We start from the raw sequence: 23,340 nt of genomic DNA on the forward strand, positions 1-23,340 counted from the left end.
AATTTTCAGCTCTTTGATGCTACCATTTTCATTCATGGAAAATCTGGCGCAAACAGGGGATGAAAACGTGAAGCCGGGAATAAAAATCGCAAATCTATTGTTATTGTGGGGATGGCTGCTTTCAAGTGCCTACGGGATGGATTCGGACAAGACCAAGCACGCCGTGGCCGGCACGCTTATCTATGGCGCCTGCGTCGGCATCGGCAGCGCGACCGATACGGAGTGGCTCAACTACAAAACCTGTCTGCTGCCGGTCTTCGTGGCGGCGGCGGGAAAAGAGGCGTACGATGCGGCAACGGACGGCGATGCCGAGTGGGCCGATGCAGGGGCCACCGTCGCTTTTCCCCTGATGATCGCGGGAGTCACGTTCCTCGTCTACGAATGGTAGGGCTTCTGTCGTTGAAGGATGATCGACTTCATCATTCTAATCTCCTATTAAGCGAAGTTTAATTAAAATTACGGGCTAAATTTTATAGAAGGACAGATAGATGAAACGAACCTATCAACCGCATAACACCCCGCGCAAAAGAACACACGGTTTCCGTGCACGCATGAAAACGAAGAACGGCCGCAAAATCATCAACGCACGCCGTGCCAAAGGTCGTAAGCGATTGGCGGTTTAATCCACTTCGAATCCCTCAAGCGTTCCGCCGACTTCAACAGGGTCTACAAAACCGACAAACGCTGGCATGACAGGGCGTTTGTCCTTTTTGCGGTGCCGAATGCGAAGGGATGCAGGGTTGGCTTTGTCGCAAGCAAGAAAATCGGCAATGCTGTCAAAAGAGCCCGGGCCAAACGGAGGCTTCGGGCTCTCTTTTTGAAAATGGCACCGCTTCTGAAAAACGGCGAGTATGTGATGGTGGCCAAACCTCCGGTACTCGATACCCCTTTCAGTGAACTTGAAAAAGCTTTCAGGCGGGCCATCAAACGATTGGAAATCGGGCAATGAGGCTATGAGATGATCAGAGAGGCACTATCGGGATCTTTGAAGTTCTACCAGAAGTACCTGACACTTCTTGGGTTTGGAAGCTGCCGATATTACCCGACCTGTTCCGAATATGCCAAATGGCAGATCGAAACCAATCCGAACATTTTGAAAGCACTTTTTTCTTCCACCCTCAGGATTCTTCGATGCAACCAGTTTTTTGACGGTGGCATCGATTATCCGAAAATCTCCTGTAAACATTTTTCACCGACTCGTCTGCAAGGTCCGCTGCCCGAAATCAAATTCTGGTACGTACCTGAACGGAATGGATGCAGAGTTATAAAAAATACTTTTTCGAAAGGCCCATCGTGTTAGAAAATATGAATACCCAGACACGTGTCGTTATAGCGACCGTGCTTTCCCTGCTCGTTTTCATCGGCTATGACTACTTTTTCATGCCCAAACCGGCGCATCTGGCAGAGCGAAACAGAACGGTACAAAGTGCCCAGGCGGGGGAAAGCCGGGGGACTCAGGCAGCGCCTGCTGCAAAAAGTGCGGCACCGGCGGAAGAGAAGCCGAAGGCGGCTGCTCAGGAAGCGCCGGCCGGCAGCGCTCTTGGCCGTGTCATCGCAACGGTCGAGACTTCCAACGCGACCATCGAATTCGATGCGCTCGGGCGGATTTCACAGGTCTATCTGAAAGATATCCAGTACAGAACCGAAGAGGGAGAAGAACTCAAACTCTTCAACTCGCCCAAAATTCCAAAGCCTTTGGAGATTCGTTTCAGCGACCCGGCGCTCAACGCGCTCGCTTTCAAAACGCCCTATACCGTTTCTGCCCCGAAACTGGATGTCAGCGGAGAAAAGCCTGAAACGATCACGTTCACGCAGAATCTTGACGGATTCATCGTTAAGAAGACAATCACGATCTTTCCCGATCACCACTACGATATCGACGTCAAGCTCAGCCGTCCCGTCTCCTACTTCATTTCACCCGGTGTCCGCCCCGATCTGCGCATCGACAATTATACGGTCCATGGCGCCATGGTCGAGGAGTCCGACGGAACGTTGACATTCATCAAGGATGGGGACGCAAAAGGGACGGAGGCTTTCCGAAAAGCGCGTATCGCCGTCGCGTTCGATCGTTATTACGCAACATCCTTCTATGATTTCGAAAATGGTCTGAACGTGGTCGTCAACAAAGATGCGGAAGAAAATCCCGTTCTTTTCATCAAGGAAGAGGGCGATTCTGCGACACTGCATGGGTATATTGGACCAAAAGAGTACAAGATTCTCCACGCCATCCATCCGGAGCTGACGAAAATCATCGAGTTCGGCTGGTTCACATTCATCGCCACCCCGATGTTCAAGGTGTTGATGTGGCTGCACAGCTTCATTCCGAACTGGGGATGGACTATTGTTCTTCTGACACTTTTGATCCGCATTATTCTTTATCCGCTGACCTACAAAGGCATGGTTTCGATGCATCGGCTCAAACAGTTGCAGCCGAAAATCAAGGAGATCCAGGCGAAATACAAGGGTGACCCGCAGAAGATGAATGCCCACATGATGGAGCTTTACAAAAAACACAAAGCCAACCCGCTGGGCGGATGTCTTCCGATGATTCTGCAGATTCCTGTCTTCTTCGCGATCTACCGCGTCCTGCTCAACGCCATCGAGCTCAAAGGCGCGCCGTGGATTCTGTGGATCCAGGACCTTTCGGTCATGGACCCCTACTATGTTCTACCGGTTCTGATGGGAGCGTCGATGTGGCTCCATCAGCGTGTCACACCGAGCAATTTCACCGATCCGATGCAGGAGAAGATCTTCAAATGGCTGCCGGTTGTCTTTACCTTCTTCTTCGTCACATTCCCGGCCGGTCTGGTCCTCTACTGGCTGACCAACAATATTTTCTCGGTGGCTCAGCAATTGATGATCAACCGCATGCTTGAGAAACATCCAAAGGCGGAGTGATGAAACGTTTCGAAGCATCGACCCTGGAAGAGGCATACGCTGCGGCTGCCAAGGAGTTCTCCTGCTCCGTTACCGAGCTGGATATTCAGGTCGTCCAGAATCCTTCGAGGGGATTTCTGGGCTTCGGACGAAAACCGGCCATCATCGTGGCAAACGCCGTCAACAGAAAAAAGGGTTCGGCCAAACCCAGGAAAGAGAAGATGCCATCGAAAGGGGCCGAACCGGTTGAAGAAAAGAGAAAAAAGAGGGAGAACGAAAACGTTCATGCAGCAGAAGACAACGAGAGTCCCGCTGAGCACGCCGAAGTCTCCAAGGAGCCTGTTGAAGAGTTCAAAACAGAGACTCCGCAGGTCACGGAAGAAAAGAAGCTCGAAAACCGCGATTTCATAAAGAAGAGCAATGACGCCATTTTCGGAAATTTCTACACGGAAACTCCCGACATCGCGACAGTCGCGGCCGAGATCGAAAACGAGATCAATGCACTCTTTTCTCACGCATGCTTCGACATCGAGACGATCCGGGTCTCACCCTACGACGATGAGACGGTTCTGATCGCTTTCAAAGGCAACGATGCCGCCCTGCTGATCGGAAAGGAGGGGTATCGCTACAAGGCGCTCGCCCACCTGCTGTACAACTGGATCCACAGTAAATACGGCTTCAAGGTACGGCTGGAAATCGCCGAATTTCTCCAGAATCAGGAGATGATGATCGAGAACTATCTGCAACCGATTATCGAGCGCGTCGAAAACGAGGGGCGCGGCCAGACCAAAGTGCTCGACGGTATTCTCGTACAGATCGCCCTCAAACGTCTCAGAGACCGCTTCCCCGACAAGTATGTGGCAGTACGTACCAACCGCGAAGGCGGCCGATATATCATCATTAACGAGTTCATGGAGAGAAAATGAGCGACACCATAGCCGCCGTCGCCACCGCCAGCGGGGTGGGGTCGGTCGCTATCGTTCGTCTCAGCGGAGAAGAGGCTCTGCGGATTGCCCGTAAGCTTACGAAAAAAGAGACATTCATTCCCCGCCACGCCCACCTGTGCAACCTCTACAACCAAAATGACGAACTGATCGACGAGGCGATCGTCATCTGGTTCAAGGCGCCCCACAGCTTCACGACAGAAGATGTGGTGGAGTTTCAGTGCCACGGCGGCTCGGTCGTCGCCGAGGAGATTCTGCGGAGCGTGATCGCCCACGGGGCGAGACTCGCCGAGCCCGGAGAGTTCACCCGGCGCGCTTTCATCGGTGGACGCATTGACCTGACGGAAGCGGAAGCGATCGCGAAACTGATCGAAGCCCGAAGCGAGGATGCGGCGAAAATTCTGGCCCGACAGATGAAAGGGGAGCTCAAGCGTTTTGTCGAAGAGATACGCGACAGGCTCCTGCGCGCTGTCGCCTACGCCGAGGTGACGATCGATTATGCCGAAGAGGATCTTCCCGTCGATATGGTAGACAGCATGTTGCACCAGCTCGAGACGATCGAAAAGCAGATCGCGACCATCGTCGCATCGAGCGAGAGAAGGCGCGGGTTGATAGAAGGTTTCAGGGTGGCCATTATCGGCAAACCCAATGTGGGGAAAAGTTCGCTGCTCAATGCGATGCTCAATTACGAGCGGGCCATCGTCAGCGAGATTGCCGGGACGACGCGGGACACGATCGAGGAAGAGCTTCGTATCGGAACCCATCTGGTGCGCATCGTCGATACGGCTGGTATTCGCGAATCGACAGACACGATCGAGAAGATCGGCATCGAACGCTCAGTCGCCGCTATCGAGCAGAGCGATATCGTCATCGCGATGTTCGACATGAGCCGTCCCTGGGACGACGAGGATGAGCAGATACTCTCTCTGATCCGGCGGTACAGCGAAAGCAGAGAGATCATCGTCGTACTCAACAAAATCGATCTGCCCAAAAAACTGCGGACAGAAAAGCTCGAAACCTTCCATCCGCTTCGCCTGGGACGGGAGACGAAGGGCGAAGAGATCATCGAAGCGCTTGAAAAGCGGCTCACGCAGATGGCGCAGGGCGACGAAGTGCTGCTGATTTCGTCGCGGCAGATCAAGGCGGTCAAGAGGGCGAAGAAGGCGATTTCCGAAGCCAAAGAGCCGCTTGTCGAGGGAGAACTCGAGCTTTTCACCTATCATCTGAACGAAGCGATCACAGCAATCAGCTCTATCTCCAAACCAGTGGATTTTAACGATATTATGGATAAAATGTTCGGGGAATTCTGTCTGGGAAAATAGATCCTTACAGCCTCCAATGCGCTAAAAATCGATCGACAAATGTCGATATTTACGTTAGTCCAAATTTTTGAAACATTTTAAAAAGGAAAGATTTTTTATGTGTGGAATTGTTGGATATTTAGGAAAAAGAGAGATCAAAAGCCAGCTTATCGATGGTCTTCGTGAACTGGAGTACCGGGGGTACGATTCTGCCGGCATCGCTGTCATGCAGCAGGGCAGCATCCAGTCCTTCAAGGCTGTCGGCAAACTGACCAATCTTGACGAAAAGACGAAAAATTTTCAGACAAAAGGGCAGGGGGTCGGCATAGGCCATACCCGGTGGGCGACCCATGGCAAACCGACCGAACTCAATGCCCACCCCCACATGGGCGAGTACAGCTACGTCGTCCACAACGGAATTATCGAAAACTATCGGGAAATCAAGGAGATGCTCGAAAATGAAGGAGTCCATTTCCTGAGTCAGACCGACACCGAAGTGATCGTCCACCTTTTCGAACATGAGGCAAAACGCCACGACGATCTTTTCGAGGCTTTCAAAGCCACGATCGACCGGCTCGACGGGGCTTACGCCGTGCTGCTGGTGTCGCAGAAGGCGCCCGATACGATCTTTTTCGCCAGGAATGGATCGCCGATGATCATCGGGAAAAACGCCCACGGAGAGGTCTTTTTCGCCTCTTCCGACGCGCCGCTGATCGGAGAGGCCGAAGAGGTGGCCTACATGGAAGACGGCACGATCGGCTATGCAACGTCCGGGAAGATCCATGTCGAACCCGAACCGCTTCAGTTCGTTCCCCTCGCCGGCGACAAGATGACGGCCCAGAAAGGGGGCTACCGCTTCTTCATGGAGAAGGAGATCTACGAGCAGTACCAGGTGGTGAGCGATGCGATGATCGGCCGGGTGCTGGATGACGATATTGTCTTCGAAGAGCTGGACGATGCGTTTCTCGAAGGCATCTCGCGGATTAAAATCTGCGCCTGCGGAACCAGTTACCACGCCGCGCTGACATCCAGCTACCTTTTCGAACGCCAGGCGAAAATGCCTGTCAACGTGGAGATCGCCAGCGAATTCCGCTACAAAGATCCGCTGCTGACGGAGGATACGCTTTTTATCGTCATCAGTCAGAGCGGGGAGACGGCCGATACCCTCGAAGCGCTCAAAATGGCCAAAGAGGCGGGGCTCAAGACGCTTGCCATCTGCAATGTCGACAACTCATCCATCGTTCGTCTCGCCGACGCGACGATTCTGACCCGCGCTGGTATCGAAAAAGGGGTCGCGAGTACCAAGGCTTTCGCCACCCAGGTGATGGTGCTCTGGATGCTGACACTCTTTTTCGCCAAGAAACGGGGAACCATGAGCGACGATGCGATCCGAAACGAACTGCTCTACATGAGCTATGTGCCGAAAGATCTTAAAAAATCTCTGGAAGTGCACGAAAAATGCAAACGTCTCTCCAAACGCTACCTGCACGGCCATGGCTTCTTTTTCATCGGCCGGGACATCTTCTACCCACTGGCGCTTGAAGGGGCGCTGAAACTCAAGGAGATCAGCTACCTGCATGCCGAAGGGTATCCGGCGGGAGAGATGAAGCACGGACCCATCGCCCTGGCCGACGCGGAACTCTTTACGATCGCCCTGATGCCCAAAACGATGCTCTACGACAAAACCAAGAGCAACGTCGAAGAGCTTAGCGCACGCGATTCGACGATTCTGTCCATCTCTCCGGAGATGTTCGACCTGGCGGACGATTTTATTCTGACCCATCCCCACAAACATCCGATGCTCGAATTTTTCGAAATGATGGTCGTCGAACAGCTGTTGGCGATGGAAATAGCCATCCGCATGGGCAACGATGTGGACATGCCCCGAAACCTTGCAAAGAGTGTCACCGTTGAGTAGATGGATTATTCTGGCCATCGTCGCCATCGCCGTCATCGTGCTGTGGCGCCTGAGCCTGAAGACTCCCGCAGCCATCTCTTTTACACAAAGAGGCATGCTGCTGCAAAACGGCGAATGCCGTCTGCATCTGCCCATGGAGAAAATCGAATCCGAAAATTTCCAGGCCGATGCGCTCTTGGTAGAGAGAACCGTTGCGACATTCCCCAACGGATACAGGGTCGTGGATGAGAAGGTTTCGATGCCGGAAAACTACACTTTCGGAAAAGCTGTCTCGGCCATGGTACGGGCCGTTTTTGGCATGAAGCATCTTGAAAGCGTTGCGGAAAACAGAAAAATGGTCGTCTACGAGGGAGTGCTTCAAGACGGCAGAACAATGAAAGTTTTGGCCGTTTTCAAAGGAAAAAAAGATTTGGAACTCCTCTACCCCCTCAACGAATCCTTCTTTTTGACGATTAAAAGATGTCTGATCGACGGCAAGGCCGCCAAGGAACCGACCATCGTGAACCATGTCATCGATGAATCGGAAGATTCGCTGATTCCGTATGCCAAGTGGGATCAGAAGCTTTTCGACCTTGATATACTGATCAATAAAGATATGTAACAGTTTCTCAGTTGCCTTCGAGTATAATGTGTAATATGAGTTAAAAAAGTCAAAACGATTGGAGGTGATGTCGTTTGATCCTTGCCCAATATGCCATTTTCGGCACGCTTGTCGCCGGGCTCCTCGCTCTGCTTTATTATCAATACAAAAAAATCAAAAAGCTCCAGACAGAGAATCAAAAAGTCGCATATCAGCTCAAAGAGTGCCGAAGTCTCGATGAAGTGACCGGCGCCTACAACTACGCCTTTTTCGTCAAAATGGGAAACATCCAGGTCAAGCTGGCGCGACGGAAGAAGTGGCCCATCAGCATGCTGCTGGTCGATATCGTGGAGCTTGAAAAGATCAATGTTCGACGCAGCTACGCCGTGGGAAATGCGGTGCTGCAACACCTCTACAACACGATCAAAGCGTGCATACGTGAAAGTGACATTATCGGACGATTCGGAGGATCGGGCTTTTTCATTCTGCTCAACGACTGTGCGGAAGACGATCTTCCCAATGTCATTGTGCAGATTCAACAGTGCGTCAATACATCTTCATGTGTAGACCACAATATAGAAATTCCCTACAAAATACGTTTCGGCGGTGTGACAATGCACGGCAAACATATCTATCTCAATACGATGTTGAGTGCTGTGGAAGAGGCCCTTCACGGTGCAAAACTGCGAAACTGTACCTACGCCATCGCCGATCATACGGGAAGCGTCATAAAATCCGATGCGAAACAGGAAATGGGGTAAAAAGAGGAGGAGGCGCGAATACCGCCTCCGGAAGATTACAGCGGAGTAACGTTTTCTGCCTGAGGGCCTTTTTCTCCCTGTCCGATAGAGAAAGTGACTTTCTGACCTTCGTTAAGTTCGACACGGCCGAAACCTGTATGATTGACTTGACGGAAATGAACGAAGACATCTTTGCCGCCATCTTCGGGTTGGATAAAGCCGTAGCCTTTTTCGGTATTGAACCATTTGACGGTTCCGTTGATAATATCTGCCATGAGATATCCTTTTCTTGAAAAATTCGAAAGGATTGAAGCTGTTTTGCGGGGTAGAAATTCTATATCGAAAGATCGAAGGTAGAACGGTCACACACAAAGACGAGAATCGAAATCATCTTTCTTGAAAAGCAGTATAGCGGAATGTTCCGACAATAGCAAGCTTTTTGGAATATTCCACCGGCAATCTTTTTATCGACCAAAAATCGAGCCTTTTTTCAACGTTCATTTGTGAAACCATATGGATGCGGTTGCGCAGGCACAACGGTTGCATGCGCAGACGTCCCTATGGCCGCACCGTATGCTCTCGGGCTGAGCGATGACGATATTGTAATGTAGCGGTCGGCAATGACCATGTTGTAATTAAAATGGGTGGTTGCCGCCCGCCTGGGTGTCCAAACACCTGAGAGAGTTTCGAAGTGCTTTTCCACGCCCAGGAAGCATCTGGCTGCGAAGACGATGGTCTGGAGTTTGGAGAAGACTTATGTCAGAGAGAGTGGATTTAACGCTTTTTCAAGCACTCTTTGACTATAATCCCAACAATTACATTTTACTGCAAGGGTACCCGAATGCAACAGGATATTGCCGAAATATTGAAGGCGCACAAACTCTCCCAGGAGGATTACGACCATATCAAGAAAATCCTCGGACGGCTTCCCAACATCGTGGAAATCGGCATCTTCAGTGCCATGTGGAGCGAACACTGCAGCTACAAATCGAGCAAGAAGTATCTGCGGGGTTTTCCCACCGAAGCGCCGTGGGTCATCCAGGGGCCGGGCGAGAACGCGGGTGTCATCGATATCGGCGACGGGTACGCGGCTGTCTTCAAAATGGAGAGCCACAACCACCCGAGTTTCATCGAACCCTACCAGGGGGCGGCGACGGGTGTCGGCGGGATTTTGCGCGACGTCTTCACGATGGGGGCGCGTCCCGTGGCCAACCTGAACGCCCTGCGTTTCGGGCGTGTCCGTGGCGACGACGCATCGGCGGCCTACCAGCGCCACCTGGTGCGGGGCGTCGTGGCGGGCATCGGCGGTTACGGCAACTGCATGGGGGTTCCCACCGTCGGCGGTGAAACCTTCTTCGACGACAGTTACAACGGCAACATCCTGGTTAACGCCTTTACGCTGGGCATCGCCAAAGCGGACGAAATCTTCTACGGCAAAGCCGAAGGTATCGGCAACCCGGTTATCTATGTCGGCTCCAAAACGGGCCGCGACGGCCTGGGCGGGGCGGTGATGAGCTCGGACAGCTTCACCGAAGAGTCCAAAAGTCTGCGCCCCACCGTCCAGGTGGGCGACCCCTTCACCGAAAAACTGCTGCTCGAAGCGTGCCTGGAGCTTTTCAAAACCGACTATGTCGTCGGCATCCAGGACATGGGCGCGGCGGGCCTTACCTCCAGCTCCTTCGAGATGGCGGGCCGAAGCGGCAGCGGTATGCGGATGGACCTGGACAAAGTCCCCATGCGCGAAGAAGGAATGACCCCCTACGAGCTGATGCTCAGCGAATCCCAGGAGCGGATGCTCATCTGCGCCCGCAAGGGAACGGAAGATAAGATCATCGAAATTTTCAACAAATGGGACCTCGACTGCGCCGTCATCGGCGAAGTGACCGACACGGGCCGCATGGAGCTTTACTGGCACGGCGAAAAGGTGGCCGACGTGCCGGTCGACCCGGTGAGCGAAGAGGCGCCCGTGCTCGACCGTCCCGTCAAACGCCCCGCCTATCTCGACGAGATCGCCGACATCGACATCGACCGTTTCGACCTGCCTTCCAACCAGGAAGCTTTTGAAACCCTCGTCAAATCGATCGAAGTGGTGGACAAAGCGTGGGTCTACGAGCAGTACGACTCGATGGTGCAGACCAACACTGTCAAAAAAGGGGGCGACCTGGACGGCTCGGTCATCCGCGTCAAGGAGAACGGCCGCGCCATCGCCATGAGCAGCGACTGCAACCCCCGCTACTGCTACATCGACCCCAAAGGCGGCGCCGCGGCGGCGGTGATGGAGTCGGGCCGCAACGTGGTCATGACCGGTGCCAAGCCTCTGGCCATCACCGACTGCCTCAACTACGGCAACCCCGAAAACCCCGAAGTGATGTGGCAGTTCGCCCAGGGGTGCGAAGGCATCAAGGAAGCGTGCGCGAAACTGAACACCCCCGTCACCGGCGGCAACGTCTCTTTGTACAACGAAACCAACGGCGTCAGCGTCTTCCCCACCCCCACTATCGGCATGGTCGGCCTCAATGACGATCAGCACAAAGTGCTCCCCTCCTGCTTCCAGAAAGAGGGCAACCGACTCCTGCTCCTCGGCGAAACCCGTAAAGAGTTCGGCGGAAGTCTCTACCTCAAAGAGCTCTTCAAAACCGTCGGCGGCAAACTCCCCGCCATCGACTACGACAAAGAGCTGGCGCTGTGGGACCTGATAATCGAGGCCAACAAAGAGGGACTCCTTAAAGCTGCCAAAGACCTGAATGTCGGAGGCCTCGCCATCGCCGTCGCCAAGATGGCCGCTGTCGGCGGCATGGGCGCTGAAGTCGAAGCCGACCTTGGTGAAAACGTCAACATCTTCAGCGAAAGCCTCTCCCGCGCCCTGTTGGAAGTCGCACCCGAGCATGCCGAAGCGGTCACCAAAATGGCTGAAGCACGTGGGCTTGCCTGCCAGGTTATCGGTACTGTGGGTGGGGACAGCGTGAAAATCAACGATGTTCACATGCCTATGAGGCAGCTGGATGATCTCTATTCCAATACATTTAAAAGAATTATCGAGCAGGATATCTAAGCGACATGGAATCTCAACGGTTTTAATATGTTCCGAGCGGTGGTAAGGATATAATAAAAATACGGTGGGATATCGCTACCACCGGACCTCCCTCTTTCCTCTCTATTTATAGGGCCAAATTAGCGACGGCAACTGTATTCTGCGTTCAAAGAAATAGAATAGTATTGACTATTATACGATAAACATATATAATCGTTCAATATATTAAACTATAATGGATCGAAGATGGAAGTATTTGAAAGCCTCCGAAAGGTCTCCTACCATAAGTTGAAGCAGAAGCTTCCAGAGTATCGTCGATTTTTGTATCGGAACATACTCGAGAGCGATAGCCGCATCGTCGGTATCTATGGCGCTCGCGGCGTGGGGAAGACGACGCTGATGCTGCAGGTGGCGCAGACGCTCGATTATGCTCCCGACGAATTGCTCTATCTCTCGTGCGATCATCCGCTTTTTACGGAGGTGTCGCTCTATGCTTTCGTCGAGTATTTTTATGAGCATGGTGGAAAGTGTATCCTGATCGATGAGATACACGAGGCGAAGAATTTCGAGCGGGAGATGAAAGCCGTTTATGATTTTCTAAAGATCAAAGTGATCTTTTCCGGTTCATCGGCCGTGAAAATCACCAACGCATCCTTCGCCAGGCGTTATGCGATGTTTCATCTGCCGGCGCTCTCCCTGCGGGAGTATATGGAGATGGCGTTGAAGATGAGCTTCGACGCCTATCCTCTTGAAAAGATTCTGCAAAAGCATACCGTGATCGCGGATGCTGTCAACAGAGAGCTTGGTGAGCGGAAAATATTGAAGCTCTACAGAGATTATCTCGATCACGGGGCCTATCCCTACTATTTCGACGATCCCGAGAGCTACTACCAAAAAATGGTCGACAGTATCAATACGGCGCTCTATACGGATATCGCACTCCTGTATGGAGTCCCCGCCGAGAAAGTCACTCTGCTCAAAAAGCTCCTGCTGACCATCTGTGTATCGAAGCCTCTGGAGCTCTCCATAGAAAAACTCTCCAAAAGGGTCGGTGTCTCCAAGGCGACACTCTACAAATATATCGATTATCTGCACCGTGCCGAGCTTTTGAAGCATATCACCCACGAAGCGAAACGGTTCAAGTCGATGCAAAAACCGGACAAGCTCTATCTGGCGCATCCGAATCTTTTCAATGCTCTGTGCAAACAGAGCGATATCGGCACACTCAGAGAGACGTTTTTTGCTTTCTCTCTTTCGTATGGGCATTCCATCCATTATCTCGACAGAGGCGATTTTCTCATTGATGAGAACATCACATTCGAGATCGGCGGCAGAAATAAATCCTTCGAACAGATTAAAGAAGTTCATAACGCTTTTGTAGCGGCGGATGATATCGAGATAGGATTCAAAAACAGAATACCGTTGTGGCTGTTTGGGTTTCTGTATTGAGGGCGCCTCCTGCGCTAAGGGTATTGGGCATGGAGATTCGCTTCGCAAATCGGCATGAGGTATGAAAAAGTATCTCACCTTCTCACCCTCTCGCCAGCCGTGAAGCGGCGATCTTACCTTCTTACCTCCCGCTGAAGCACTTCAAACACTTGATGTGAAAAGTGCTTAATGAAGGTCAGGTGATCACAACCAGCAGTGAGCGGTGAGTGGTATAATAAAAAGAATAAGCCATTAAGAACAAACTTAAAAAGGTTGATAATAAAATAAATCTAACAATCCGCTTAGTTCAAACGTTATAAGTAGATAATGAAAAATGGAAAATAAAAAAATAAACATTCAAAGCACAATAGTATATATAGTTATCGCTGGAATCTTTGGTTTGCTTGGTGCGATTATTCCACCGTATTTCTTAGGTGAACTGAAACAACAACCGGATTATTATCCCTTTTTATATTGGGTTATTGAAAATAGTCATGCAACGACTGGAATATTATGGTTTTTTGTAGGTATTTTTTTGGGCTACAAACAACCAAAAATATGGTTCATTTGGGGAATAGCGGTAATGAGTTTATTCCCTATTCTTACAATTTATGAAGTAATCATATACCCTAAATCCCACAATCTTTTACCCTTTGAAATTATTATGTATGCTATATTAAGCGTTATTCCGTTTTTGGGGTCTTTAACCGGAATGATAATTAAAAATTTAAGAAAATAAAATCATTTATAATCAAGCACTTCAGCGGATGATAACGTGCCGCTGATTTTTGTAATAGATAAAAATAAATGAAAAAAATGAAGAAATTAAAAAAACTTTTACTAATAATAGCTCTACCGCTATTACTGGCGGCATGTGGTAAACCCTATGGTCAAAATATAGAAATAAAAAATATCAAAACTAAAGAAACGGTCATTCTTAATAAAAAGTCCTCTAAGGGTAACATTTACGGCATAAGAATAAAAATTTCAGGACAAATTGAAGGTGAATCAAAAATTTCTCTTATCCAGAATAATAAAGAATACAAAACAAATAAATTAAAAGATAACTTTTCGTTCATTTGGAATTGTGATTGGTATTCAGACAGTGCCAAAATTATCTATGAACCAGTTAATGCTAAAAATGGAAAAGTGTTTATAGAATATAAATTTAAAGACATGTAGAGCCCAGATAACAAAACAATGCACCTGACCTTTTTCCACCGCGCTCCAAAAGGCAGGTGATTTCTATGTTATGCTTTTAAAAATTCATGATAATATTGTTGCCACCTGACCCCTAGGGCCTGACCCCGGAGGAGAAGCCCTCTTCTATACGGTCCCGCGGTTGCGAGGTTTTACGAGAAAAATCCGAGATTGCGCTGATGGAAGCTCCCGAGATTGGGGAAGATCGCATCGAGATCACTCTCCGATACCCCCATCCATGCCGCCAGGGTGGCGAGATAACTCTCCATGGCGATGGTCGGCACCAGACGGTCGTGCCAGGCATCGGGTGAGTCGGGCTCTATGCGCGGCATGGTGCCGTAGATCGCTCCACCCTTGACCGCACCGCCCATCACGAAAGCGTGCGATCCCCAGCCGTGGTCGGTTCCCGCACCGTTGGGACTGAGAGAGCGGCCGAAGTCGGAGACGGTAAAGGTCGTCACCTGCTCGGACAATCCCATCTCGTCGAGTGCATTCTGGAATTCACCAAGTGATTGGCTCAGGTAGCCTGCCTGATGTTCGTTGTCACTGTCGTGGGTGTCCCAACCGTGATGATTGACGAAGAAAATCTGTCGTTTCGGAGTGCCGGGGAAGTTCTCTTTCACCGAGAGAATCTTGGCGGCGATCTCGAGCTGTTTGCCCAGCGGCTTACCCACTTCATGGACCCCGGTATCGAACTCCAGCTCTTTGACTCCGTCAAAAAGTCCGTTAAGCGTCTCGGGACGGTTGAGCTCGACCACACGTCTGGAAGCGAAAACTTTCATCAGTTTATGGCGGGCAGCCATTTTGGATTCGTAGATGTCCTGATAGACATTGCCCAGATCGCTTCCGCCCGATTCAGGCCCGAAACCGTAACTGCGCATCGTATCACCCGGAATCTCCGCGTCGGCAAACTGCACCGCCTCGTGCCGGCCGCCGTTTTGCAGCAGGGTATTGACATCGGCGGCATTGATATTGGCATAGGCCGCTGCCGTATCACCGGGATCGTAGAGCCAATCCGCCGCCCGTGCCGCCCAGCCGCTGCGACTGCCGCCGGTGGCGTCTCCTAGCATCCATTGGTTGCGCTGGGTATTGTGGGCGAAGAGTTCAAAGGGAATCGCTTTGCTTCCCTCTTCGACCTCTTGAGCGGTGACCGGCTCGACAAGGGTGCCGACATTGGCGATGACGGCGAGTTTCCCGTCTTGGAAGAGCTTCTGCATATCACCCATGTTCTCACGCATGCCGTATTCACCGGTGAGAGACAGAAGAGACTCTTTGGCCAGGGCAATGTTTTTGCGTACAGCCTTGTAGGCGTCATATTTTTCATCCAGGGGTGCTATCATGTTGCACACATCCGCTCCCCCTTCAAGAAGCACACAGACGATGGCTTTGTAGTCCCTGCCGTCATCAGCCGCTTCGAGCCGTTCGAATGCTCCCAGCAGTGACATCAGTGCCGGGATGCCTGCCGAGGTCGCAAGTGCCTGTTTGAGAAAGTCTCTGCGTTTGGTATTGGTTCCCATCTTTACTCCTTAACGCTGCAGCGCATAGTCGGGGGATGTCATCACCAGCCCGATCGTCAGGCGTGTCAGATTCTCATCGCTCAGACCGGAATGGTTCTGCATGTATCTTTTGATGGCGGAGCGGGTGTTTTGGCTGAGATTTCCACCGGTCAAAATCAGATCGAGACGGTCGAGCAGAGCATCATGCTTTTTACTGTGTACCAGCTCTTTTTCTTGCTCGAACTGAAGCGCTGCCGTGATATGGAAGGTCCGGTAGACAAAGCCGTTTTTCGTAATGAGCCCCATCAGCACATCATCGATTCCCTGTTTGCCGTACAGTTCCAGCTCGGGTGCGGCGAGATTGCGTTTTTTGAGCGCTGCCGGTGCGTCATCGGGAGCGAAATAGTTAAAGACCGTCAGGGCTTCCAGCGGCCCCTCCTGCTTCATCATCCCCGTTCCGTGGAAATTGAACGATTTGTAGCGATAGAGGACGTCATCTCCCTGGGTGAGATTGTTCTCAGCGTTTTGGGCATGAAAGGCGCGCCACAGGTGGGTGATGTAGAGCATCGGTTCTCTAAATTTCCCGAAGTGTTCGGGATCGTTCTCTTTTCCGTGCAGTGCCTCTTCATCGAGCAGAATCGCTTTGACCACCGCTTTGAGATCCCCGCGGACTCCGCGACCGTTGTCGGCGAACACCCGGGCGACCCGCTCGACATAGGCCGGCGAAGGGTTGGAGGTGACCAGCCTTTGGATAAGCTGCCGGGAGATGAAGGGGGCTGTATTGGGATGTTCGAAAAGCAGATGCAGGGCCGTATTGATATCGGTTTTGGTATCTCCGCCTGCAGGAATGATCTTTCGGGCGTGCAGTATCCTCTTCTCACCGGTGTCGTGATAGGTTTCGAATGCGGCCATCGGAGAGGTCCGGGCATGGTAACTGTCGAAACAGGCCTCTGTCTCGAAGTGTCCGTTGTCGTCACTGAGACCGGTGAAGACTCTTGCCATCTCCCGGATATCGTCCTGCGTATAGGTGGCGATCCGTCTGCCTCCGATGGTTTTGTATGTTCCATCCATATTGAGTTCATACAGCCCGATGGTAAAAAGCTGCATCACCTCTCTGGCGTAGTTCTCATCCGGGTGGCTTCCCACGGAAGGATCGGCTTTGGCGTTGCCGAGATAGCTGAGATATCGGCCCATCGCCGGGTGGTAGGTCACCTCCCGAAGCAGTGTTTCGAAATTGCCGAAGGCATTCTTTACCAGCACATCGTAGTAGGACATCCGCGCATCCGGATAGGTCAGCAGAGGGCCGTTGCGGGAGATGACGAGTACCTCGCTGAGTGCGAAGGCCACCCGCTGGCGGAGCTGATCCTCTCCATAAACGGCGATATCCCACCACGCATCCCGCTGCAGGTCCCCCAGTGCATCGCTGTAGGTTTTCCAGTCTTCGCGGTGGAGACTGAGATCGGGCACACGGCCGACCCCCTTGGCATGGGCATGCGCCCAGGCGACGTGGTAAGTGGGGGCTTTGGCAAACTGAGCCTCCAGCCACGCTTCGTAATCTCCACCGGAGACAAGATCGTCGATCTCTTCCCTTGTCGCACCGAATGTAGCGCGTGAGAGAAAAGCCGAAGCTTCCTCGGCAGAAGCGACTCTGTACGTTACAGGATTTACATGTGTATGGCTATTTCCTTCCGATCCGCAACCGGCAAATGAAAGTATGAGCATATACAAAACAAGCAACCATTTCATATTGTAATCCTTGAATATCAGACCATATCACTATACCGTCACTTTGTTAATCAATTGTTGCTTGATGTACAATATTTGTTATGTTGCGATTTTGTTCCGGTAAAAGAGGGATATGAGGATAACAATATTACAAGACAATCAGCGAAAAACTCTGAAATACCAATAAGTCGATAAAAGCTCTTCTCGAAGATCCGGTATACCAGGGTTTAGGGGTCAGACGATAATAATAACAAAGCCCGAAACACTCATGAATCCGATCTTATCAGTTACTGTGAAATTATGTAACGAATCGAAACGTACTGCCCAGCGAAGAATATGGTTTGTTTATTACCGTGTATATTTAAGAAAGTTTAATGGTATACTCGTATCGGAAAGAGATACGATAAGAAGATAGAAGAACGATAGTGAGCAAAAGGAGTTATTGTTATCACTTGACCCCTTTCTTCCCAGGGATTCGAGAACATCAAGTCGATTCCCGGTATCGGTGATGTGACCGCCATTACATTGTTGCACCTGTTCATGCACTATGAGGATACCGACCAGGCGCAAATCGTCTCTTTGGCCGGCTTGGACCCTATCGAAAAAAATTCTGGAACATCGGTGCGTGGACGAACGAAAATTTCCAAAGCCGGAAGCAGAATATATCGCAGTGCTTTATTTATGAGTGCGATGGTGGCTATTCGTTACAACGATAGAATGAAAATATTTTATAATCGTCTCAAATCATGCGGCAAACATACGACTGCCGCTCAGGTAGCTGTGATGAGAAAGTTGCTGATCATCGCCCATTCACATTATAAAAATAATGAAACATACAAGACACAGACTGATAAATGGGCATCTGGGCAAGGATGTGAAGCAGCCTGATTTAAGGAAGACTGCTTTATGGTCGGAAAGTCGTTGTAAAATGTAAAGGTTCTTCAAGATTTTTAGAAGGTTTTAAGGTGGCGACTGATCCTTATGCTCTTAAAGGAACAAAGTGTGAGAAAAACAAATGTATCATTAAAAAATTCCGATAAATATATTTGTGATAATATAAAAAGAATTAAACCAGATGATATTGATTTCTACTCAAGCAATATTTTTAAAGGTTTAAGAGATTTTACAGAAAATGTGGTTGTAAAATTATCAGGGGAAGAGTATTATAGTCATGATATTTTTAATAATGTTAAAGGTAAAGTTTTTTCCAATGGTAAATATAAATTTTTAAAAGATTTTCATCAATTACTTCAAAAATCAATGTCTCATTATACAGAAGTCGGCGAGAATGCAACAAGGTTGATATTTAAATATTACGAATATCTACTAAAGATTAAAACACTTATGAAAAACGAATTTGATTTAGACTTATTAAGTGGATTGGAAATAATTGAAGATTTTATAAATGAAGATAAAGATTTAAAAGAATACTATGAAAAAATAGCCAATGTAATTAGTACACCTACTATTTTTAGAAAATCCTTGGATTATAGTGATGTTTATTATGTTGATCGAGTGAAACCATTTTTTATTAATCAAAAGATTTTTTATGAAGTAACTTTTAGAATAGCAAATGATTTTACAAGCAAATTTGATAGAATGATTGCTTTTACAAATATAGAATTAATATCAAATTATGCTTTAAAATTTGCAATAGTTGAAAATACCATAGAGCTGTATGACAAAATAATCCCTATTAAAATTATAACAGATTATGAAGTATCTATTAGGCCTTGTGAATTTAAAAATCTATCACAAATAATCTTTGGTAGATACAACAATTTCTCAAGAAATAATGAATATAAAAACTTAATGCGGTATATGAAAAATAATAATTTAAATTTATTAGATATTATTTATTTAAGTGAAGAAAAATATATACAATTTAAAATAGATTTAGCAAATAATGCAAAAACATCAAATATAAGAGATTTGTTGGATAAGTATAGAGAAATTGTACTACCTAAGCTTCCGGGTTCTAATATATTAAGATATTTATTGTATGTAATGAACAATAATATTATTAAAAAACAATTTTGGAGCAAACCTAACAATAAATTATCAGATTTGTATTTGAAAAATAGTGTAATTCCTTTTGATAAAATTCCTTATAGTTTTTTTCCTCCTAAACATACTCCAAGAATTGTTGAATTGTTTAAATGTATAGATTCTGAGAATAGAGAAGATGAACTACTCGCAAGGTTAATTAGAAATAATTCAGAAATAAGAGGAATGTTATATACAAACAAAAAAGATATAAAAACTTTTAAGAATATTGACGAACTAATAAAAAAATATAATGTTAAATTGTACCATGCACATAAACCTGATGCAGAATTAAAAGAAGATAGAAGGCAAATATATCTACACGGCTATGAAAAAAATGTTATAGAAATAATAGAAAAGATAAATAATTTATCTAAAAAAGGATTAAAAGGATATTCGGAAGCAGTTAAATCTTGGTTAGAAGAAAAGGGAGGCTTTGTTGATGATCCTATAAAAAAAGAGGCATTAATAGATATGTTTGAAAATTCAACAGTTTCATTGGTTTATGGATCGGCAGGAACAGGCAAAACAAAATTGATAGAATATATAACACTTTTTTTTAAAGATAGAACAAAAGATTATAGCATTTTGTTTTTAGCAAATACTCATACTGCTGTTAATAATTTAAGAAGAAGAGTAGGCAATGTTTCAAATTCCACTTTTGGAACAGTGAAAAAATATAGTCAAGAAGAATTCACTATAGATATTCTCATAATTGATGAGTGTAGTACAATTAGTAATATTGATATGCTCAATATTTTAAAGAAAATCAATTTTAAATTATTAGTACTTGTGGGAGATATTTATCAAATAGATTCTATTAGGTTTGGAAATTGGTTTTATTTATTAAATAAATTTTTTCCACATTTGGTAGTTGAGCTTCAAGAGACTCGTAGAACAAAAAATACGGAGTTGTTAGATTTTTGGAATGCTGTTAGAAATTTAGAAAATACTATTGAAGAAAGAATCAGTAGAAATAATTTTGCAACAAGTTTAGATAATACAATTTTTGAAAGTAGTGATACTGATGAAATTATTTTATGTTTAAACTATAATGGTCTATATGGGATAAATAATATCAATATGTTGCTACAACAAAGCAATCCAAAACCTGAAGAGAAATGGGGCATATATGCCTTTAAAATTGGTGATCCTATTTTGTTTAATGAAATAGGTAGAAGAAGTTTTGGTGGTGTTTTGTATAATAATTTAAAAGGAATTATTAAGGATATTAGTTTTGAATACAATCAGGAAACAGGCGAGAAAATAAAAATTTTTTTTACAGTAGAAATTGAGGATGTTTTAACTGAATTTGATGTAGCTGGAACAGATGTGGAGCTAATTGAGCCGAAGGAAAATAGTTCAATTATCAAATTTTATGTTAATAAATTTGCTTCTGCAGATGAAGATAGCAGTGAATTAAAAGATGATATTATTCCTTTTCAAATTGCTTATGCTCTTTCAATTCATAAATCTCAAGGATTAGAATATAACTCTGTAAAAATAGTCATTACAGATGAAGTGGAAGAACAAATTTCACATAATATATTTTATACAGCTATTACAAGATCAAAAGAAAAATTAAAAATATATTGGTCACCACAAACACAGAAAAAAATATTAGAAACAATAACACATAAATTTAATGATAAAGATTTCAATATATTGAAAAGCAAAATAAATACTTATTGACAGTTTGATATGTTCTATTGTTATATAAACTGTTTTGATACAACGGCCAAGACGATCAAGTGATTTTGATCGTTAAACTAAATGTCTCAACATAATCTCCCCCTAACCACCCAAGAGCTATAATTCCAGAAATCTTTCGACAGGACAGTGAATATGCGAGCATTGATCAGTGTGAGTGACAAGACGGGTGTGGTGGAGTTCGCCAGGGGATTGGCGGATATGGGTTGGGAGATCGTCTCGACGGGCGGTACTTACAAAATTCTCAAGGAAAACGGCATCGACGCCATCGAGATCGACGAAGTGACGAAGTTTCCGGAGTGTTTCGAGGGTAGGGTGAAGACGCTGAACCCCTACATTCACGGTGGTATTTTGCATCGGCGTGACAAGCAAAGCCACATAGAGCAGGCCAAAGAGTTGGGTGTGGAGGCGATCGACCTGGTATGCGTGAACCTTTATCCGTTCAAAGCGACGATCGAGCGGACCGACGATTTCGAGGAGATCATCGAAAACATCGACATCGGCGGGCCGGCGATGGTGCGGAGTGCGGCGAAGAATTTCGACAGTGTCATCATTGTCACCGACCCTGCCGACTATACGTCGGTACTCGAAGCGCTAAAAAGCGGCGACAATACGCTGCAGATGCGCCGGAACCTGATGATCAAAGCCTTCGAGCATACGGCGGCCTACGACAGCATGATCGCCAACTACATGAACCGACGCTTCAACGAGGGATTCGGGGCGAAGCAGTTTATCGTCGGAAGCAAAGTGTTCGATACCCGCTACGGCGAAAACCCACACCAAAAAGGGGCCCTCTACGAGTTCGACGACTTCTACACGAAAAACTTCACGACGCTCAAGGGTGAAGCGAGTTTCAACAACCTCACCGACATCAGCGGGGCGGTGAAGATCGCCGCGGCGTTCGGGGATGAAAAGGCCGTCTGCATCGTCAAGCACGGCAACCCCTGCGGTTTCGCCATCCGCGACGACCTGGTCGACGCCTACACCGAAGCGCTCAAGTGCGACCCGGTGTCGGCTTTCGGCGGTGTCGTGGCGGTCAACGGGGTGGTGGACAAGGCGCTGGCCGAGAAGATGAACGAAATCTTCCTCGAAGTGGTGATCGCCGGGCGCATCACGCCCGAAGCGCAGGAGGTGTTCGCCTCCAAAAAGCGCATCAAACTCTTCGAATTCGGTGCCGACCGGCTGCTGGTGAGCGACGACGCCTACGACTTCAAGCATATCTCCGGCGGTTTCGTCTATCAGGATGCCGACAAGGTCAGGGACGAAGAGGTCGCCAATGCCGAGCGCAAGAGTGCGCGCGAAGCGACCGAACAGGAGAAGAAGGACCTGCAGATCGCCTGGAAAGTGGCGGCCCTGACCAAATCCAACTGTGTCGTCTACGTCAAAAACAGCGCGATGGTCGCCGTGGGCATGGGGATGACCAGCCGCGTCGACGCGGCGCGATGTGCGCTCAAAAAGGCCGAAGAGATGGGACTCGACGTTACCGGTGCGGCGATGGCCAGCGAAGCCTTTTTCCCCTTCCGCGACTCCATCGACGCGGCGGCCGCGGCGGGCGTGAAGGCGATCATCGAACCGGGCGGGTCGATTCGCGACGACGAAGTGATCGCGGCGGCCGACGAACACGGCATCGCCCTCTACTTCACCGGCGTGCGCCACTTCCTGCACTGATAATGATGGCGGCTTCACGGCGTGAAGCCGCGAAAAAAGGCCTCTTTTGCGACGTTTTTCGACTCTTTTTCTTTTTCCTCTGCTTCTTTCGGCGGCTTCTAACACCTATCTCTACCGATGCGGTGATGGTTTGCGTTTCACGGCACGCTTCGACAACGGCAGGGTCTGGCTTTTTTTGCCCCGTAAAAGCGTGGCGCTTCCGTTTATCGATGCAAGAGTGGGCGGGAAGAAGGTTTACCGTGACGGTTCGACGGTTTTTATTTTCGAGGGCGAGAGAGCCGTCCTGGAAGAGAACGGCCGTCTGCACGGAAACTGCCGAAACGACAGGCGCGGGGCCATCTGGGAAAAGGCGAAGCTCGATGGCGTCGACTTCAGGGCGGTGGGCAACGAGCCGCCGTGGATTTTGGAGATAAGAGGTGACCGGCTCGACTTTTTTTACGGCTACGACAAAAAGCGCTGCCGTTTCAAAGCCAAGCCGCAGGTCGATCGCCATAAACGCCAAACCCGATATGTCGCGGTATCGAAAGGGTCGTCGCTGGAAGTGATTTTGCGTCCGGGCCCCTGTCACGATTCGATGTCCGATGAAACCTACGAAACCCGGGTGGAGATACGATGGAGTGGCCGCCGTCTCACAGGCTGCGGCACGGCATTGCACTGATCAAATTTAAAAGGAAAG

21 protein-coding genes are annotated in these 23,340 nt (G+C 48.4%); 18 read left to right on the forward strand and 3 right to left on the reverse strand.

All coding sequences use genetic code 11. The features are described from left to right. Positions 1 to 34 precede the first annotated feature (34 nt). From JMG82_RS00845 to JMG82_RS00890, 10 genes are all read left to right on the forward strand, one after another. Entirely contained in the window at positions 35 to 388 is a 354-nt protein-coding gene (locus tag JMG82_RS00845) for a hypothetical protein (RefSeq protein WP_201353056.1), read from the forward strand. Positions 389 to 488: 100 nt separating this feature from the next. After that, positions 489 to 623 (forward strand): 50S ribosomal protein L34, encoded by a 135-nt coding sequence (gene rpmH, locus JMG82_RS00850; protein WP_201353057.1) that lies wholly within the window; start codon positions 489 to 491, stop codon positions 621 to 623. Next, on the forward strand, positions 623 to 949 hold the full coding sequence (gene rnpA, locus JMG82_RS00855; protein ID WP_201354119.1) for a ribonuclease P protein component: 327 nt from the start codon (positions 623 to 625) through the stop codon (positions 947 to 949). Before rpmH ends, rnpA begins: the two co-directional genes overlap by 1 nt. 9 nt (positions 950 to 958) lie before the next feature. Further along, positions 959 to 1,300, forward strand: a complete 342-nt coding sequence (gene yidD / locus JMG82_RS00860) for a membrane protein insertion efficiency factor YidD (protein WP_201353058.1) — start codon at positions 959 to 961, stop codon at positions 1,298 to 1,300. Positions 1,301 to 1,305: 5 nt separating this feature from the next. Continuing rightward, positions 1,306 to 2,898 carry a membrane protein insertase YidC gene (gene yidC, locus JMG82_RS00865; protein WP_236579153.1) on the forward strand — a complete coding sequence of 531 codons (1,593 nt, stop codon included), beginning with the start codon at positions 1,306 to 1,308 and terminating at the stop codon, positions 2,896 to 2,898. Beyond that, complete coding sequence (locus tag JMG82_RS00870; protein ID WP_201353060.1) at positions 2,898 to 3,803, forward strand: Jag N-terminal domain-containing protein; 906 nt, start codon at positions 2,898 to 2,900, stop codon at positions 3,801 to 3,803. The genes yidC and JMG82_RS00870 overlap by 1 nt, the downstream gene beginning before the upstream one ends. After that, on the forward strand, positions 3,800 to 5,143 hold the full coding sequence (gene mnmE / locus JMG82_RS00875; RefSeq protein WP_201353061.1) for a tRNA uridine-5-carboxymethylaminomethyl(34) synthesis GTPase MnmE: 1,344 nt from the start codon (positions 3,800 to 3,802) through the stop codon (positions 5,141 to 5,143). Before JMG82_RS00870 ends, mnmE begins: the two co-directional genes overlap by 4 nt. Positions 5,144 to 5,240: 97 nt before the next feature. Further along, entirely contained in the window at positions 5,241 to 7,040 is a 1,800-nt protein-coding gene (glmS, locus tag JMG82_RS00880) for a glutamine--fructose-6-phosphate transaminase (isomerizing) (RefSeq protein WP_201353062.1), read from the forward strand. Continuing rightward, positions 7,033 to 7,641 (forward strand): hypothetical protein, encoded by a 609-nt coding sequence (locus tag JMG82_RS00885; protein WP_201353063.1) that lies wholly within the window; start codon positions 7,033 to 7,035, stop codon positions 7,639 to 7,641. Before glmS ends, JMG82_RS00885 begins: the two co-directional genes overlap by 8 nt. Before the next feature lie 74 nt (positions 7,642 to 7,715). Beyond that, entirely contained in the window at positions 7,716 to 8,381 is a 666-nt protein-coding gene (locus JMG82_RS00890) for a GGDEF domain-containing protein (protein ID WP_201353064.1), read from the forward strand. A 35-nt stretch (positions 8,382 to 8,416) separates the two neighbouring features. On the opposite strand, the gene JMG82_RS00895 is transcribed toward JMG82_RS00890, so the two are convergent. Then, positions 8,417 to 8,635 (reverse strand): cold-shock protein, encoded by a 219-nt coding sequence (locus JMG82_RS00895; protein WP_283242318.1) that lies wholly within the window; start codon positions 8,633 to 8,635, stop codon positions 8,417 to 8,419. A gap of 566 nt (positions 8,636 to 9,201) precedes the next feature. Between JMG82_RS00895 and purL the strand changes: the two genes are divergently transcribed. From purL to JMG82_RS00915, 4 genes are all read left to right on the forward strand, one after another. Next, the gene (gene purL, locus JMG82_RS00900; RefSeq protein WP_201353065.1) at positions 9,202 to 11,412 is read left to right on the forward strand and encodes a phosphoribosylformylglycinamidine synthase subunit PurL; all 2,211 of its coding nucleotides are present in this window, start codon (positions 9,202 to 9,204) and stop codon (positions 11,410 to 11,412) included. Between the two features lie 225 nt (positions 11,413 to 11,637). After that, positions 11,638 to 12,840, forward strand: a complete 1,203-nt coding sequence (locus tag JMG82_RS00905; protein ID WP_201353066.1) for an ATP-binding protein — start codon at positions 11,638 to 11,640, stop codon at positions 12,838 to 12,840. 313 nt (positions 12,841 to 13,153) lie between these two features. Next, positions 13,154 to 13,558: a hypothetical protein gene (locus JMG82_RS00910; RefSeq protein WP_201353067.1), complete on the forward strand. Its 405-nt coding sequence runs from the start codon at positions 13,154 to 13,156 to the stop codon at positions 13,556 to 13,558. 68 nt (positions 13,559 to 13,626) lie between these two features. Next, a complete protein-coding gene (locus JMG82_RS00915) occupies positions 13,627 to 14,001 on the forward strand; it encodes a hypothetical protein (protein WP_201353068.1) in 375 nt (124 codons plus the stop codon). A 170-nt stretch (positions 14,002 to 14,171) separates the two neighbouring features. Here the strand turns inward: JMG82_RS00915 and JMG82_RS00920 are convergent, their stop codons facing one another. Beyond that, positions 14,172 to 15,536, reverse strand: a complete 1,365-nt coding sequence (locus JMG82_RS00920) for a DUF1501 domain-containing protein (RefSeq protein WP_201353069.1) — start codon at positions 15,534 to 15,536, stop codon at positions 14,172 to 14,174. Positions 15,537 to 15,545: 9 nt separating this feature from the next. Beyond that, a complete protein-coding gene (locus tag JMG82_RS00925; protein WP_201353070.1) occupies positions 15,546 to 17,261 on the reverse strand; it encodes a DUF1800 domain-containing protein in 1,716 nt (571 codons plus the stop codon). A 462-nt stretch (positions 17,262 to 17,723) separates the two neighbouring features. On the opposite strand from JMG82_RS00925, the gene JMG82_RS00930 reads away from it, so the two are divergent. From JMG82_RS00930 to JMG82_RS00945, 4 genes are all read left to right on the forward strand, one after another. Then, on the forward strand, positions 17,724 to 18,128 hold the full coding sequence (locus JMG82_RS00930) for a transposase (RefSeq protein ID WP_269089365.1): 405 nt from the start codon (positions 17,724 to 17,726) through the stop codon (positions 18,126 to 18,128). Between the two features lie 114 nt (positions 18,129 to 18,242). After that, complete coding sequence (locus JMG82_RS00935) at positions 18,243 to 20,978, forward strand: AAA family ATPase (protein ID WP_201353072.1); 2,736 nt, start codon at positions 18,243 to 18,245, stop codon at positions 20,976 to 20,978. A gap of 153 nt (positions 20,979 to 21,131) precedes the next feature. After that, positions 21,132 to 22,664: a bifunctional phosphoribosylaminoimidazolecarboxamide formyltransferase/IMP cyclohydrolase gene (gene purH / locus JMG82_RS00940; RefSeq protein WP_201353073.1), complete on the forward strand. Its 1,533-nt coding sequence runs from the start codon at positions 21,132 to 21,134 to the stop codon at positions 22,662 to 22,664. Positions 22,665 to 22,710: 46 nt separating this feature from the next. Continuing rightward, positions 22,711 to 23,322: a hypothetical protein gene (locus tag JMG82_RS00945; protein WP_201353074.1), complete on the forward strand. Its 612-nt coding sequence runs from the start codon at positions 22,711 to 22,713 to the stop codon at positions 23,320 to 23,322. Positions 23,323 to 23,340: the final 18 nt, after the last annotated feature.

This window comes from Hydrogenimonas urashimensis (assembly GCF_016593255.1).
Classification (GTDB): Bacteria; Campylobacterota; Campylobacteria; order Campylobacterales; family Hydrogenimonadaceae; genus Hydrogenimonas; species Hydrogenimonas urashimensis.

Excerpts from the sequence above, each read along its gene's own strand:
- yidC (WP_236579153.1), top strand. The coding sequence starts at position 1,306 with ATGAATACCCAGACACGTGTCGTTATAGCGACCGTGCTTTCCCTGCTC.
- JMG82_RS00845 (WP_201353056.1), top strand. The coding sequence starts at position 35 with ATGGAAAATCTGGCGCAAACAGGGGATGAAAACGTGAAGCCGGGAATA.
- purH (WP_201353073.1), top strand. The coding sequence starts at position 21,132 with ATGCGAGCATTGATCAGTGTGAGTGACAAGACGGGTGTGGTGGAGTTC.
- JMG82_RS00905 (WP_201353066.1), top strand. The coding sequence starts at position 11,638 with ATGGAAGTATTTGAAAGCCTCCGAAAGGTCTCCTACCATAAGTTGAAG.
- JMG82_RS00915 (WP_201353068.1), top strand. The coding sequence starts at position 13,627 with ATGAAAAAAATGAAGAAATTAAAAAAACTTTTACTAATAATAGCTCTA.
- yidD (WP_201353058.1), top strand. The coding sequence starts at position 959 with ATGATCAGAGAGGCACTATCGGGATCTTTGAAGTTCTACCAGAAGTAC.
- mnmE (WP_201353061.1), top strand. The coding sequence starts at position 3,800 with ATGAGCGACACCATAGCCGCCGTCGCCACCGCCAGCGGGGTGGGGTCG.
- JMG82_RS00895 (WP_283242318.1), bottom strand. The coding sequence starts at position 8,635 with ATGGCAGATATTATCAACGGAACCGTCAAATGGTTCAATACCGAAAAA.
- JMG82_RS00920 (WP_201353069.1), bottom strand. The coding sequence starts at position 15,536 with ATGGGAACCAATACCAAACGCAGAGACTTTCTCAAACAGGCACTTGCG.
- JMG82_RS00925 (WP_201353070.1), bottom strand. The coding sequence starts at position 17,261 with ATGAAATGGTTGCTTGTTTTGTATATGCTCATACTTTCATTTGCCGGT.
- purL (WP_201353065.1), top strand. The coding sequence starts at position 9,202 with ATGCAACAGGATATTGCCGAAATATTGAAGGCGCACAAACTCTCCCAG.
- rpmH (WP_201353057.1), top strand. The coding sequence starts at position 489 with ATGAAACGAACCTATCAACCGCATAACACCCCGCGCAAAAGAACACAC.
- glmS (WP_201353062.1), top strand. The coding sequence starts at position 5,241 with ATGTGTGGAATTGTTGGATATTTAGGAAAAAGAGAGATCAAAAGCCAG.
- JMG82_RS00870 (WP_201353060.1), top strand. The coding sequence starts at position 2,898 with ATGAAACGTTTCGAAGCATCGACCCTGGAAGAGGCATACGCTGCGGCT.
- JMG82_RS00910 (WP_201353067.1), top strand. The coding sequence starts at position 13,154 with ATGGAAAATAAAAAAATAAACATTCAAAGCACAATAGTATATATAGTT.